The organism is Parvibaculum sp., assembly GCF_045863935.1.
Taxonomy (GTDB): Bacteria; Pseudomonadota; Alphaproteobacteria; order Parvibaculales; family Parvibaculaceae; genus Parvibaculum.
The window spans coordinates 47,021-61,659 of sequence record NZ_BTVP01000009.1; the positions used below are offsets into that span (position 1 = coordinate 47,021).

General features: G+C 62.1%; 9 protein-coding genes and 1 tRNA gene. 4 read left to right on the forward strand and 6 right to left on the reverse strand.

Annotated features, from left to right (window positions below; translation table 11 throughout):
- Position 1: 1 nt before the first annotated feature.
- From ACKUUH_RS05700 to ACKUUH_RS05715, 4 genes are all read right to left on the reverse strand, one after another.
- Positions 2 to 526: a GNAT family N-acetyltransferase gene (locus tag ACKUUH_RS05700; RefSeq protein WP_407948910.1), complete on the reverse strand. Its 525-nt coding sequence runs from the start codon at positions 524 to 526 to the stop codon at positions 2 to 4.
- 109 nt (positions 527 to 635) lie between these two features.
- The gene (gene rpmA, locus ACKUUH_RS05705; RefSeq protein ID WP_407948911.1) at positions 636 to 911 is read right to left on the reverse strand and encodes a 50S ribosomal protein L27; all 276 of its coding nucleotides are present in this window, start codon (positions 909 to 911) and stop codon (positions 636 to 638) included.
- Between the two features lie 21 nt (positions 912 to 932).
- Entirely contained in the window at positions 933 to 1,247 is a 315-nt protein-coding gene (gene rplU, locus ACKUUH_RS05710) for a 50S ribosomal protein L21 (RefSeq protein ID WP_407948912.1), read from the reverse strand.
- A gap of 119 nt (positions 1,248 to 1,366) precedes the next feature.
- Positions 1,367 to 2,134 carry a CDP-alcohol phosphatidyltransferase family protein gene (locus tag ACKUUH_RS05715; protein WP_407948913.1) on the reverse strand — a complete coding sequence of 256 codons (768 nt, stop codon included), beginning with the start codon at positions 2,132 to 2,134 and terminating at the stop codon, positions 1,367 to 1,369.
- 163 nt (positions 2,135 to 2,297) lie between these two features.
- Between ACKUUH_RS05715 and ACKUUH_RS05720 the strand changes: the two genes are divergently transcribed.
- Positions 2,298 to 2,387, forward strand: a tRNA-Ser gene (locus ACKUUH_RS05720).
- 386 nt (positions 2,388 to 2,773) lie between these two features.
- Positions 2,774 to 3,202, forward strand: a complete 429-nt coding sequence (locus ACKUUH_RS05725; protein ID WP_407948914.1) for a hypothetical protein — start codon at positions 2,774 to 2,776, stop codon at positions 3,200 to 3,202.
- Positions 3,203 to 4,042: 840 nt separating this feature from the next.
- Here the strand turns inward: ACKUUH_RS05725 and katG are convergent.
- Positions 4,043 to 6,226 carry a catalase/peroxidase HPI gene (gene katG, locus ACKUUH_RS05730; RefSeq protein WP_407948915.1) on the reverse strand — a complete coding sequence of 728 codons (2,184 nt, stop codon included), beginning with the start codon at positions 6,224 to 6,226 and terminating at the stop codon, positions 4,043 to 4,045.
- 180 nt (positions 6,227 to 6,406) lie between these two features.
- Positions 6,407 to 7,123 (reverse strand): TIGR02466 family protein, encoded by a 717-nt coding sequence (locus tag ACKUUH_RS05735; protein ID WP_407948916.1) that lies wholly within the window; start codon positions 7,121 to 7,123, stop codon positions 6,407 to 6,409.
- A 211-nt stretch (positions 7,124 to 7,334) separates the two neighbouring features.
- Between ACKUUH_RS05735 and ACKUUH_RS05740 the strand changes: the two genes are divergently transcribed.
- Entirely contained in the window at positions 7,335 to 8,501 is a 1,167-nt protein-coding gene (locus ACKUUH_RS05740) for a TIGR03032 family protein (RefSeq protein ID WP_407948917.1), read from the forward strand.
- Between the two features lie 293 nt (positions 8,502 to 8,794).
- Positions 8,795 to 14,491, forward strand: a complete 5,697-nt coding sequence (locus ACKUUH_RS05745) for an autotransporter domain-containing protein (RefSeq protein ID WP_407948918.1) — start codon at positions 8,795 to 8,797, stop codon at positions 14,489 to 14,491.
- Positions 14,492 to 14,639: the final 148 nt, after the last annotated feature.

Consider the following 14,639-nt stretch of genomic DNA (forward strand, 5'->3'; position numbering starts at 1 on the left):
GTCACTTGCCTGTTTGCGCCAGCTTCATGGTGAGGCAGCGCACCTTTTCCTGCCTTGCCTCGCACCAGCGGCTTTCCTCGCCAGTATAGCGGAAGCCGAGTTTCGTCAGCACGCGTCCTGACGCATGATTGTCGGCCTGATGTCCGGCAATGACCGTTCCGGCGCCAAAGCGTCTCGTCGCCTCGCCGAGCACCGCGCTTGCCGCCTCGCTCGCATAGCCCCGGTTCCAGTAAGGTTCGCCGATCCAGTAGCCGATCTCATGCGTGCCGTCGGCATGGGATTGCACGCCGCAGCAGCCGATGAAGCCATCGCCATTGGTCACCGCATAGGCGAATTCCTCGCCGTCCGCGCGCTGCGCCGCCTGCCGGGCGATCCAGCCCTCAGCCATGTCGAGCGAGTAGGGATAAGGCATGCGGGCGAGCATCGCCGCCACGTTCCAGTTGTTGGCGAGGCCCGTCAGGCGTTCGGCATCCGCCGGCGCGAGCGGCCTCAAGAGCAGTCTTTCCGTCTTCAGTTCTTCCAGCATCGGGCTCCTCCCTCGCTTCTCGTGAGGGCATGAAAAAAGGGAGATGGCGGCCCATCTCCCTTTGAATTCCCGATGGCCGCCACCTTTGCGAGGTGGCTCACCTCGCGTTTCAGTCCGCCGCTTCCGGCATGCCGGCGGTCACGACCGACACGAAGGCGCGCTCGTTCTTGCCTTTGTGAAATGACACCACGCCCTCGACCTTCGCGAAGATCGTGTGGTCCTTGCCGATGCCGACATTGCGGCCCGGATGCCACTTCGTGCCGCGCTGGCGGATGATGATGTTGCCCGGAATGACGGCTTCGCCACCGAACTTCTTCACGCCGAGGCGTCGGCCGGCGCTGTCGCGACCGTTGCGGGAGGAACCGCCTGCCTTTTTGTGAGCCATGTTTCTACTCCTTCAGTCCGCTTAGCCGGCGATGTCGAGGATCTTGACGAGCATCAGATCCTGGCGATGGCCATTCTTGCGGCGATAGTTCTGGCGGCGGCGCTTCTTGAAGATCGTGAGCTTCGGGCCGCGGGTGAGGTCTACGACCTCGGCCTTCACCGTCGCGCCATCGACGAGCGGCGCGCCGACCTTCGTCTCGCCGCCTTCGGCGCCGAGCATGAGGACTTCGCCCAGATCGATCTTGTCGCCGGCCTTGGCGTCGAGGCGTTCGATCTCGAGGAGATCGTCTTTCGCGACCTTGTATTGCTTGCCGCCTGTCCGGATGACTGCGAACATCGTTGATACCACCATGTAACGAAAAAGGCCCTGCGGCCGCCGGTGACAGCGGCACGGGCCGAATTGGCGCGCAATATACAGGGGGAGGTCGCCCTGTCAAGCCGCGAAAGGGCCTGATTTCAAGGCTTTCCCGGCCCTTCCCGGTCCTTCGCCGTGCGCCAGGCGCAGATCGCCAGAAAATAGAGCGATGCTGCCAGAAAGGTCCACCAGGCGGCGGGGGAGGCCACCGCCGGGGGAGTGCCCGCGCCGCTCCTCAGCACCAGCCAGAAGGTCGAGAGCGCCCAGAGGGCCGTTACGGCCAGCGTGAGCGGCCGGAATGTCGTCACCCGGAAGGGGTGGATATATTTGAAAGGCACGAAAGTAAGGACACCGAGCAAGGCGATCACCGCCAGATTTGCCCAAGGCCCGGTGCCCAGCACGTAAAAGCAGAGCACGATCAGGTTCCAGGTCGCCGGAAAGCCCGAAAAATAATTGTCCGCCGTCTTCATCTCCCGGTTGCCGAAGCAATAGAGCGAGGTCGTCATGATCCAGGCGGCGGCGGGGATCTCCCATCCCGGCGGCACCAGGCCGAAACGGTAGATCAGCAGCGCCGGGATCACCGTATAGGTGAGATAGTCGATCACGAGGTCGAGCACGGCCCCGTCGAAGCGCGGCGCGAATTCCGTTACCCGGACCTTGCGGGCCATGGGCCCGTCGAAACCGTCGATGATGAGCGCGGCGCCGAGCCACAAGAGGGCGAGGCGAAGATCGCCCGCGATCAACGCGGCGATCGCCAGAAGCGCGGTGACGACGCCCGATGCCGTAAAGGCGTGAACCGCCCAGGCCGCCGCCACGCGTGCCGCCGGCCGCTTGTCCCCTTCGCCGCGCTCTCGTTCCGCTTCGCTCATGTCCCTTCCCGCTCCCCCGAAGCCATGCAGTCTAGCAGGACGGACGGCCTTCACCTACGGGCTGCAAAAGCCTCGATCCGGCCTTGTGCCGGACCCGCGTGGCGTTTACATTCCGCGCCGTTTCGACCTCACGGGCGGCCTCAACGGTCTGCCCGTCCTCTGCGGAGAGGTGGCTGAGTGGTTGAAAGTACCGCACTCGAAATGCGGCGTACTCGCAAGGGTACCGTGGGTTCGAATCCCACCCTCTCCGCCATTAAAAACGGCCCCCTTCACGGGGGCCTTTTTTAATGGCGGAAGAGCGGGCGGAAAGAACCCATGTTCGACAAAACGCCGGAGGCGTTTTGGGGCGAGCGGCCCCGCCGCTCGATCCGCAGGCCGTCAGGCCAAGGACGAAAACAGGCCAAAGCCTGTTTTCGCCAATCCCACCCTCGCTGAACCTCGATCTCGCTTCGGACATTGTGCAACGCACGCCCACTCTCTCTCGCGCGAGCTTGAGCGTTGTTCCAGATACGGTTCCAGTCAATCCCGCTCTTCAATCCCTGGAAATTTGCACATGACTGCCAGAGAGGTTCGTCTTTACCCACCGTTCATTGTAATATAAATCGTCAGTCTACGAAGGACATACTGGGGGGTGTGCCTATGTTTTCCAAGATATCTGCTGCACTGATTCTGCTGATTTCTCTGTCTGCGTGCTCGTCGATTATCGAAGGCACAAGTCAGGAAATTCTCGTCAATACCAATCCGGCCGGTGCCGATTGTTCGCTGATGCGGGAGGGTGTTTCCATCGCCCGTGTCAATCCGACGCCGGGGGCTGCGACAATCAAAAAAACCAAACACGACATAACGATTGAATGCACGAAGAGCGGCTACAGCGATGTCACTTATCTGAATCATTCGGACGTTGCGGGTGCCACTGTCGGGAACGTGCTCCTCGGCGGCGGCATCGGATGGGCCATCGACAGCGCTTCCGGCGCCGACAACAAATACGAAAGCCCGGTGAACATAACGCTGGTGCCCGAGGTTGCCGTGTCGTCGGCGGATACGGCTTTGCCGCCGGAACCGAAATAGAATCTGGCGACGGACGGGCTGCATCGATTGCCCGTCCGTCTTCCATTTTCGGCCTGAATGCGGTGTGCAAGCAGCGCAATCCGCCGGGCGTCAATCCCACCCGATTTTTGGGAAACGGAGATCAAGAGAGTGTGAGGGTCCGGAAGGTCAGCGAGATTCTGCGCCCGCGACGCTGTCTTTCGCCGTTCACCCGGTCGGATTTGCGCGCGGGGATTTTGTGCCGGGAGGGCATGTTGCTCTTTGTGCAGATCATTGTTGGTGCAGTTTATCGCGCTTCGGCGGCGTCAACACCTCGCTGATTTTCAAGTGAGTGTGACGGCCTGGAATCATAGGAGACCCAGATGTTTTCATATTGGGCTTACATACTAGTTGGGAACGACAAAACAGGTAAAACCAATTTTCAAAAATATTTAATTTCCGCGCTTTGTTATGAGGCGTGCGACATTCGGCTGGATACGAATCTGTGCTTTGACATCGCCCATCCGCGTATGCCTCCAAGGCTCACCTTGTCAACGATGAGTCGGAGTTATCAAGAAAAAGCCGACACCTATAAATCTGTCGAGAATTTTTTCTCCAAATTTCTCTGGAATCGTCATTCAAGTGCTGAGTTCAAGATTGGAAAGGCAATCCAATCTCGTCATTGCGAGGAGCATCGCAGATGCGACGCGGCAATCCATGCGACCGCAATCCGTAGCAGGCGCCCTATGGATTGCCACGCCTCCCTTACGGGAGGCTCGCAATGACGGTATTGTTTCCACGAAACGGTAAACGACTCAAAAAAACGCCGCCCGCGGATTTCTCCGTGAGCGGCGCATTTTCTGTCATCAAGCCTGAAAGATGTTAGGCGACCTTCAGGTCAAACCGGTCCGCGTTCATCACCTTGACCCAGGCGGCCACGAAGTCCTTCACGAACTTCTCGTGTCCGTCGTCCTGCGCATAGACTTCGGCGTAGGCCCGCAGGATCGAGTTCGAGCCGAAGACGAGGTCGATGCGCGTCGCCGTCCACTTGACCGCGCCGGTCTTGCGGTCGCGCAACTCGTAGAGGTTCGTTTCCTTCGGCGTCCACGCATAGCTCATGTCCGTCAGGTTGACGAAGAAGTCGTTCGTCAGCGTGCCTTCGCGGCCGGTGAAGACGCCGTGCTTCGCGCCCCCGTGATTGACGCCGATGACGCGCAGGCCGCCCACCAGCACCGTCATTTCCGGCGCGGTCAGGCCCATGAGCTGCGTGCGGTCGAGCATCAGTTCCTCGGGCGTGGCGGCATAATCTTCCTTCAGCCAGTTGCGGTAGCCGTCATGGACCGGTTCCAGCACGTCGAAGGAAGCGGCATCCGTCATCTCGCCGGTCGCGTCGCCGCGGCCCGGCGCGAAGGGCACCTCGATGTCGAAGCCGCCGGCCTTTGCCGCCTTCTCGACGCCAACATTGCCCGCGAGCACGATGGTGTCCGCGACGCTCGCGCCCGCCGCCTTGGCGATCGGTTCGAGCACGGAGAGCACCTTTGCGAGACGGTCGGGCTCGTTGCCCGCCCAGTCCTTCTGGGGCGCAAGCCGGATGCGCGCGCCGTTCGCGCCGCCGCGCATGTCGGAGCCGCGATATGTGCGGGCGCTGTCCCATGCGGTTGCGACGAGTTCGGGAACCGTGAGGCCCGAGCCCGCGATCTTCGCCTTCACCGCGTTCACGTCGTAACTCGTGCTTCCGGCGGGAACGGGGTCCTGCCAGATCAGGTCTTCCTTCGGCACGTCGGGGCCGACATAGCGCGCCTTCGGGCCCATGTCGCGATGCGTGAGCTTGAACCAGGCGCGCGCGAAAGTGTCCCTGAAATATTCGGGATCGGCCATGAACTTGCGGCAGATCGCGTTGTAGACCGGGTCCACCTTCATCGCCATGTCGGCATCGGTCATTATCGGGTTGTGACGGATGGAGGGGTTGCTCGCGTCGACGGGCTTGTCCTCTTCCTCGATGTCGACCGGTTCCCACTGCCAGGCGCCGGCGGGCGACTTGCGCAGTTCCCATTCATGGCCGAAGAGCATCTCGAAGAAGCCCATGTCGAACACCGTCGGATGCGTCGTCCATGCGCCTTCGAGACCGGAGGTCACCGTGTGGTTCGCGAGGCCTTCCTGCTTCGGGTTGAGCCAGCCCAGCCCCTGCGTCTCGGGGCCGGCGCTTTCCGGGTCGGCGCCGAGCAGCGCCGCATCGCCATTGCCATGCGTCTTGCCGACCGTGTGGCCGCCTGCCGTCAGCGCGGCGGTCTCCTCGTCGTCCATCGCCATGCGCGCGAAGGTCTCGCGGACTTCCTGCGCGGTCTTCATCGGGTCGGGTTTACCGCCCACGCCTTCCGGGTTCACATAGATGAGGCCCATCTGCACGGCGGCCAGCGGGTTGGCGAGCGACGTCGCGTCCTCGTCGCTGCGATAGCGTTCGCGCCCGAGCCATTCCTTTTCCGAGCCCCAGTAGACATCCTTTTCCGGGTGCCAGATGTCCTCGCGGCCGAAGCCGAAGCCGAAGGTTTTGAGGCCCATGGATTCATAGGCGATGTTGCCCGCCAGGATGATGAGGTCGGCCCAGCTCACCTTGTTGCCGTACTTCCTCTTCACCGGCCAGAGCAGGCGCCGCGCCTTGTCGAGATTGACGTTGTCCGGCCAGGAATTGAGGGGGGCGAAGCGCTGGTTGCCGGTGCCGCCGCCGCCGCGCCCGTCGGCGAGGCGGTAGGAGCCCGCCGCGTGCCATGCCATGCGGATCATCAAGCCGCCATAATGGCCCCAGTCGGCCGGCCACCAGGCCTGGCTGTCCGTCATCAGCGCGTGGAGGTCCTTCTTCAGCGCCGCCACGTCGAGCTCCTTCAGCTCCTCGCGATAGTCGAAGTCCTGCCCGAGCGGGTTCGTCTTGCTGTCGTGCTGGTGGAGAATGTCGAGATTGAGGGCGTTCGGCCACCATTCCATGTTCGTGGTCCCCGCCGACATGGTGGTGGCGCCGCCATGCATCACAGGGCACTTGCCGCCGGTTGAGGGTTTCTGGGCCGTGCTCATCTGGTTGGCTCCTTTTGTTGCCTTGGATCGTCTTACTTTAGAATTATAATAATTCAAAAGTAACATCCGCTGCCGAAAAAGCAAGCCCCTGCCACGCTATTGCGCGCGGGCAGCGGCAGCCTTGATGGAAAACAAAAAAACCCCCGTTTTCCGGGGGCTTTTGGGGAGAGGGCGGGGCCGTCACCCGCCTTTCCGCCTGAACCCCATGTTGAAGCTGATCGAGACGCGGAACTCCTCGCTCCGGTTCGGCTGCACGGAATGCTGCAGCCAGCCGGGGAAGATCAGCAGCAGGCCTTCCTTGCCCTTGTATTCCATCTCCTGGCTGTTGATGCGGGTGCGCTCCTTCACGGGGAAGGTGCACATGACGCGCTCGCGCACGGGGTCGTAGAACTCGATATTGCCGCTCCCCTCGGGCACCTTCGCGTAATAGGCGCCGGACAGCAGCGAGTTCGGATGCACATGCGCCTTGTTGAAGTCGCCGGGGCCGTTCTTGTTCAGCCACATCTCCTGAAAGAAAAGCTCGAAGTGGTCGAAGTCGAATGCGAGTTGCGTCGCGCAGCCCGCGACCGCGTTGCCGATGATGCGGCGAATCTCGCCGAGCGCGGGCATGCCGTGCAGGTTCGCGGCGCTGTGCCAGCCGCCGACATTGGAGCGCTTGATCGCGCGGCCCTTCGTCTCCAGTTCCTCCATAACGGAGAGAATATGTGCGTTGATGCGCTCATGGTCGGGCACCCGGCGCGACCAGACGGGCGAGGGGAACCATGTCTCGGGCGTGAAGCTGCGGCGCTTCTCGGCGGCGGGCGCCACCTCCGTCAGCCTCGCCGGCGCTGCCTTCGAGGCGCTCTTCGTTTCTGCCCTGGTGTCTGGGTTCCGGGCCGGCTTTGCCATGCGGGTCATGCGGAGATCCTCCCCGTGCGCCCGCAGATGAATGCGGAAATGGAGGCAACTCGTGTCGAGAATCGTGTGTTGGCCATGCTGCAATCTGTCTCCGTTGCAGGCGGTTGTATCCGGCGCGGGGCCGGTCACCGCCGCGTGATTTGCGAAGCATAGCGAAGCTCCCGCGGGCGCAACGCGCTATCGCATCCGAATGGAAGGAAACGAATTCGCGATGACGGAGAAACCGAAAAAGGGCGCGCCCAACGTGACCGAACTGAAACCCGCCCAACAGAAACCGGCGGAGAAGAAGCCGACGCAGATTTCCTGCTCGCGCGGGCTTCACAGTTTCATGGAGCGCAACAGGCTGAGCTTCGGCTTCACTTCCTATCAGAGCGGCCGGCTCTATCTCGTCGGCCGCCTGCCCCGGGGCAAGGTCAGCTTCCACGAGCGCCACTTCATGCATGCCATGGGCGTTGCCGCCACGCCGCAGCGTCTCTATCTCGCGGGCCAGCACCAGATATGGCGGCTCGAAAACGTCCTTCGCGAGGGGCAGACGCTTGACGGCTTCGACCGCAATTATGTGCCGCGCAATGCGCAAACGACGGGCGACCTCGATGCGCATGAGATCGGCGTCGAAAAGGGCGGCCGCGTCATCTTCGTCAACACGAAATTCTCCTGCCTCGCAACCTTCAGCCTCACGCACAGTTTCAGGCCGATCTGGAAGCCGCCCTTCATTTCGCGCCTCGCGCCGGAAGACCGTTGCCACCTCAACGGGCTTGCCATGGCCGATGGCGAGGCGCGCTACGTCACGGCGGTCTGCCGCAGCGATGTCGTCACGGGCTGGCGCGACAGGCGCGCGTCGGGCGGTTTCGTCATGGATGTGCGCGACGACCGCATGATCACCGAAGAGCTTTCCATGCCGCATTCGCCGCGTCTGCACGAGGGTTCTCTCTATGTGCTCAATTCCGGACGGGGCGAACTCTGCCGCGTCGATGAGCAGACGGGCAAGCGCGAGGTCATCACCTTCCTGCCGGGATTTGCGCGCGGCCTCGGTTTTCACGGGCCCTACGCCTTTGTCGGCCTGTCGCTCCCGCGCGACGGCAGCTTCTCCGGTCTCGAGCTCGACGACGAGCTTGCCAAACGCGACGCCGATCCCTGGTGCGGCGTGCAGATCGTCGACATGCGCAATGGCGACATCGTGGAATGGATCAGGCTCAAGGGCGAAGTGCGCGAGCTGTTCGACGTCTTCGTGCTGCCGGGCGTCACCTGCCCCAAGGCGACGGGCCTTCTCGATGGATCGATTCGAAACGAAATTTCCATCGAGAACTGGGCGCCGCAGGATATGCGCGGCGCCGACGGAAACATGGAAAAGGCACCCGCGAAGGAAGCGGTCGCCTGAAAGGCGCGCGGACGGTGTCCCCCCGCCGTCCGCGCCACCCCGTCATTTCGTCCGTTTCGCGTGCCGGATTGAATCGGTTTTCCATACTCCGCTAACTTTTCAAAACTCAAATTCCCGCAATTTCCGCGGCTTTCTCCCGAAAACTCCATCTGTCTACGGATTGACTCCGTTAACGCGCGGAATTCATCCGCAATGGTGCGAAAGCACTTGCCTATTTGGCTTAGACTCAAGTGGAGCGCCTTTTCCCGCTCGCGCAGTCTGGCTCCCGAATTGACTCTTTTTGGGGGCCCCCGATGACGAAGCGAAACAACGAAAAGAACACCGGCAAGGTGCGGAGCGAAGAGCAGACACTGCTCAACTCCGCCTACAGCTATTACGGCGGCGTCGTACGAACGAGCGGCCGGGCAACAACGGCTGGCGGTGTGCGGCGTCTCCTTGCCGCGGCGCTTCTTTCCGGCGCGTCGATCGCGGCGGTCGGCCTTGCCGGCACGGGAGCCGCGCGGGCGGGCACCTGCGTGCCGCAGGCGGGCCCCGGCACGCAGATCCTCTGCATCGGCGATTTCAACGAAACCATCGACATCGACGTCGAGGACGCGACGGTCACGCTCGGCGATGGGGCGATGGTCGATACGACGAACGAGGAAGCGAGCTGGTACGGCGACAATATCGGCATCATCGTCAGCGGCGAAGGCGACCAGACCGTCATCAACAACGGCACGGTGCTGACGGGGGACTATTTCGACGAATATGGCGGACATCACGGTATCGTCGCCTATGCGTCGGAAGGCTACGACGCGCGCGCCGAAAACGGCTCGACCGGCATCATCGCCACCACGGGCGAAAGTTCCTACGGCGTCTATGCGTCGACAGAATGGGGCTGGTACGGCACGGCCACGGCGGTCAATGCGGGCTCGGTTTCCACGACGGGCGAGGGGAGCCACGGCGTCCATGCCGACGGCAAATACGCCAATGTCGAGAATACGGGTCTTGTTTTCACCGACGGCTATGAAGCGCACGGCCTCTACGCCTACGGCAAGTACGAAGTCTATGTCTACAATTCGGGCGAGGTCGAAACGGAAGGCGATTACTCCGACGGCATCCGCGCCGTCGCGGACGGCTATTTCGAATGGGGCAGCGGCGACGTCGAAATCGTCAATGCCGAAGACGGTATCATTCGCACCTCGGGCGAGGATTCGGACGGCATCTATGGGAGCGGCGACAGCGTCAGTGTGACGAATGCCGGGACCATCCTCACTTATGGCGAGGATGCCGACGGTGTCGCCATCTATGGTTATTCGGTCTCGCTGGACAACAGCGGCAGCATCAAGACCTACGGCTACGACGTGGATGCCGTCAGGGCCGGATCCCATGGCTACACCACCACGACGATCGTCAACACAGGCATCATCGCATCCTATGGCGAGGATTCGGGGGCCATCGAAGCCTTCGGGCCGACCGTCCGCATCACCAACGACGTCGTCATCGTGGACGAGGAAATCGTCGCGACGGGCCTGATCTATTCGGCCGAAGACAAGGCCATCGATATCGACGAGTCGGATGCCGCCTATCTCTATAACAACGGTTCGATCATCGGCAATGTCGACATCGATGTCGACGAATACGCCCTGGTCGACAATAGCGGCTCCATTTTCTCGGATCGTTACGACGAGACGACCCTCTCCATCAATGTCTATGAAGGCAATGCCTATTTCATCAACCGCGAGGGCGGAACGGTCACGGCCACCGAGGACTACTCCGATGCCGTGAACGTCACTGCCGAAGAAGGTTTCGCCGATCTGCGCAACTACGGCTCGATCTCGACCGGCCGCACCTACACCAACGAAATCGACACCTATGTCTATGGCCACTTCGCCACCGCGGCCTATGCCTATGGCGAGGACGGCGCGCTGGTGCTCAACACCGGTACGGTGACGACCGTCGGTGAGGGCTCCGACGCGCTTTACGCGGCCTCCGAATACGGTGTCGCCCAGGCGCTCAACACGGGCAGCGTCCAGACTTCGGGCGATGACTCCTACGGCGTCGCGGCTTATGCGGGCGGCTACGAAGGAGATGGCGGCGATGCAATCGCGGGCAATGCCGGCACGGTCCAGACGGCCGGCGACGATGCCTATGGCGTCGCGGCCGTCGCGAAGTATGGCGATGCCTTTGCCTATAACGTGTTCGGCGGCTCCATCGTCACGAGCGGCAATGGCGCACACGGTCTCGTTGCCGCGACGGGCACGGAGTTCGGCGACATCGACGGCTATTCGAACGGCTACGGTGGCGCCGCGGTCGCGATCAACAGCTTTCCCGGCCAGTATTTCGGCGAAGGTTTCTACTTCTACGGCGACGAAGGCCATGTCTCCGTCGCGGATTTCGTCGATACGGAAGGCTTTGAGCCGGCCGACTTCCGCTCGACCATCGTCACCACGGGCGACTTTGCCTCGGGTGTTCTCGCCGTTTCGGGTGGAGACGAGACGGCGTTTGCCGGCAACTTCTACGGCGACGTGACGACCGGCACGATGGACGAATATGGCGATGCAACAAGCGGCACCTATTCCTATGGCGTCGCCGCCTTCTCCTCGGAAGGCGATGCCTTCGCCTTCAACAAATATCACGCGGCCATCGTTACCCACGGCAATTATGCGACGGCTCTGATCGCGGAAACCGACGAAGGGGATGCGGTTGCGATCAACTGGGCCTATTCGTCGATCGTGACCTATGGCGAATATGCGGCCGGCGTCGTCGCGGACAGCGACGAAGGCGGCGCCATGGCGGGCAACAAATACGCCTCCAGCATCGTCACGTATGGCGACGGTTCGGTCGGCATGGTCGCCGCCAACGAAGGCGACGAGTATGGCTATAACGATGCGCGTGCCTACAATATCGGTTCGAGCATCCTCACCCATGGCGAGTACGCCACGGGCATGGTCGTGACCTCGGACGAGGGAGACGTCCTCGCCGTCAATGCGACGACGACGAACGAAGCGGACGAGACGCTCGAGGCGCGCATCGAGACCTATGGAAACTACTCCCACGGTATCGACGCCGATGCCGAGGATGGAACGGCCTATGTCTACAACAATGGCACCATCATCACGCATGGCGATTACGCTTACGGCGCCACGGTCTTCGGCGAGACGGCCGAACTCAGGAACTACGGCACGATCCGCACATACGGCGAGGACTCGGATGGCGTCCGCATCTCTTCGGAGAGCATCGACACGACGACCGTCATAAATGGCGGGCTCATCAAGGTGACGGGCGAGGACGCCAGGGGCATCTACGCCTCGGGCCCCACGGTCGACATCACCAACCTCGAAGACGGCGAAGTCTACTCCTACGACAGCGATGCGATCTTTGTGGAATATGCCGAGTATGTGACGGTCGTGAATCACGGCACTGTCACGTCGTACGGTGCCGACGGCATCGACATCCAGGATGCGGATACCGCTACCGTCGTGAACTACGGCACGATCTCGGTCGTCGAATCCGGCATCGAAATCGACAATGTGGACAACGTCTCGATCTACAATTACGGCTCGATCACCGGCCGTGTGGATGTCTCGGAAAGCGATGACATCTACTTCCTCAATGAGGAGGATGCCGAGGTTATCGTCGTCGCCGACAATACCGACGAGGATGGCGGCGTCTATCTCCAGGCTTATGACGAAGTCGTGATGGTGAACCGCGGCAGCATTACCGTCGCGGCCGACGACACGGTGGGCGTCCATCTCCGGGGCAGCACCGCCTGGCTCGACAATAGCGGTACGATCGAAGCCTCGGGCGACTACAGCCATGCGGTCGTCGTCAATTCCGGCGGCTTCGCAACGACGAACATCTACAACTCCGGCACGATCGAGGCGACCGGCGACTATGCCGACGCCATCCGGGCGACCGGCCCGACGGTCAACATCACCAACACGGAGGACGGCGTCATCTCGTCGGCCGACGGAGCGGCGATCTACGCCTACAACACGAAATATGTCTCGATCGTCAATGACGGCGAGATCGTGGGCGATGTGCTGGTCGCGGCATATAGCTATGCCGAGTTCAATGCGACGGTCGAGATCGCCCATACGGGCTCCATCGACGGCGACATCGACACCTCGCTCGGTTACAGCGACGATACGATCCTCATCGATGGCGGCACGGTGACCGGTGCGATCTATACCGGCGACGGCAATGATGAGGTGACGATCTCGGGCTCCGGCGTCCAGCTCGGCCTCGGTATCCATGGCGGTTCGGAAGGCGATCTCGACATCTACTTCGAGCATGACGATACGATCACGCTCGACGACGGCTTCGACGGATATGCCATATCGAATGCCGACTTTGTCGGCCTCTACAGCGGCACCGTTGTTCTGGACGGGTTCGGCATTCACACAAAGGACGCGGACGGCTACGTTTACGTCGGTGAGGATGCAACGCTCAGCGTGACGGACGAAGGCGTCTATGTGATGGCAGGCGAGGTTTCGATCTCCGGCACGCTCGACCTCACCCTTGGCGGCTTCTTCGATGTGTCGGGCGATGTCTTCTTCAATGAGGGCAGCACCTTCGGCACCGACATCTCGTCGGGTGGCGCTGCCGTCGTCTACGGCAATACGATCACCTTCTCGGAAGGCTCGATCATCGATGTCGACGTCGTGGGCGGCCTCTCGGGCGTCGTCGGCAGCGATATCCTGATCGCTTCCGCCTCGAGCGAGGACGGCGTCACCGACTACGGCGCCACGGTCCAGGACAACACCATCCTCTTCGACTTCCTGAAGGTGATGAACGACGAGGTGGTGGAGACCGGTTCCGCGAACGACCTCTTCCTGCGTGTCCAGCTTGCCGAAACCGCGGAGGATACGGAGGACAATGTCGATGGCAGCGTGAATCTCGTGGACCTCGCCCAGGCGATCGACGAGTACATCGCGACCCAGCCCATCGATAGCCCCCTCACGCTCTGGCTCGCCCAGTTCGAGACGGAAGAGGAACAGCGCGCAGCGCTGCTCCAGGCCGTCGAGGACACGCTGCCTTCCGAAAGCGAGGCCGAAGGCACGAGCACCATCGCCTCCACCGATCTCATCTTCGACATGATCATGGACCGGATATCGGGCGGCGGTTTCACCATCGCGCAGGGCGGTGGCGATACGGGTCTTGCCGCGGGTGACGAGATGCTCGGCGGCGACGGCGAGTGGGCGCTCTGGGGACGGGTCGGCGGCCTCAAGGCCGAATACACGCCCTCCGGCGTCAATGGCTTCGATACGGATATGTGGGGCCTGACCGGTGGTGTCGACGGCAAGGTTGCGGAGAACACCCGCGTCGGCCTCAGCGTCTACTACGTCTCATCCGATATCGACGAGAACGGGGCAGGCGCAAACTCGACCACCACGGTCGACGGCTATGGTGCGGTTGCCTATCTGAGCTACCGCCCCGGCGCCTGGTACGTCAACGGCTCGCTCGGATACGGCCTCAACAACTATGACAGCTCGCGCCGCTCGCTCGGCGGCGTGAACGTCGCGGACTATGACGGCACGCAGTTCGCGGCGCGCACAGAGGTGGGCCACATGTTCACCTCCGGCCAGTGGGACGTCACACCCAATGTGGGGCTCCGCTACAACCTGGTCGATGTGGATGCCTATACGGAGACAGGTCCGTTCCCGATCAGCGTCAACGGGCGCACCATCGAGTCGCTGCGCGCAGTTGGCGGTGTCAATCTCCGCTACACGGCGGAGCTCGAAGGCGGCTCCAAGCTCATCCCCGAGCTTGGCGTGAAGGTGCTCGGCGAACTTGCCGATCCCGACGAGGCGACCACGGGCAGCGTGGTCGGCGGCGGTGCCTTCGTCACACAGACGACGCCGCGCGACGATGTCTCCTACGGCGTCCTTGGCGGCCTCACCTTTGAAGGGTCGAGCGGGATCACGCTACGCGTCACCTATGACGGCGAGTTCCAGAGCGACTACGACGAGCAGAGTCTCTCGGCGGCGATCCGAATCGCCTTCTGAGGATCGGCGTCCCTCAAACTTGAATGGCGCCTCGGGGATAACCGGGGCGCCATTTTTTTGTCCGGATCGGAGCGGGCAACTTGTCCCCGCTTTCGGTGGCGAGGTCTTGCTCAAGAAAAAGCCCGGCCGGAGCCGGGCTTGTCTTTGT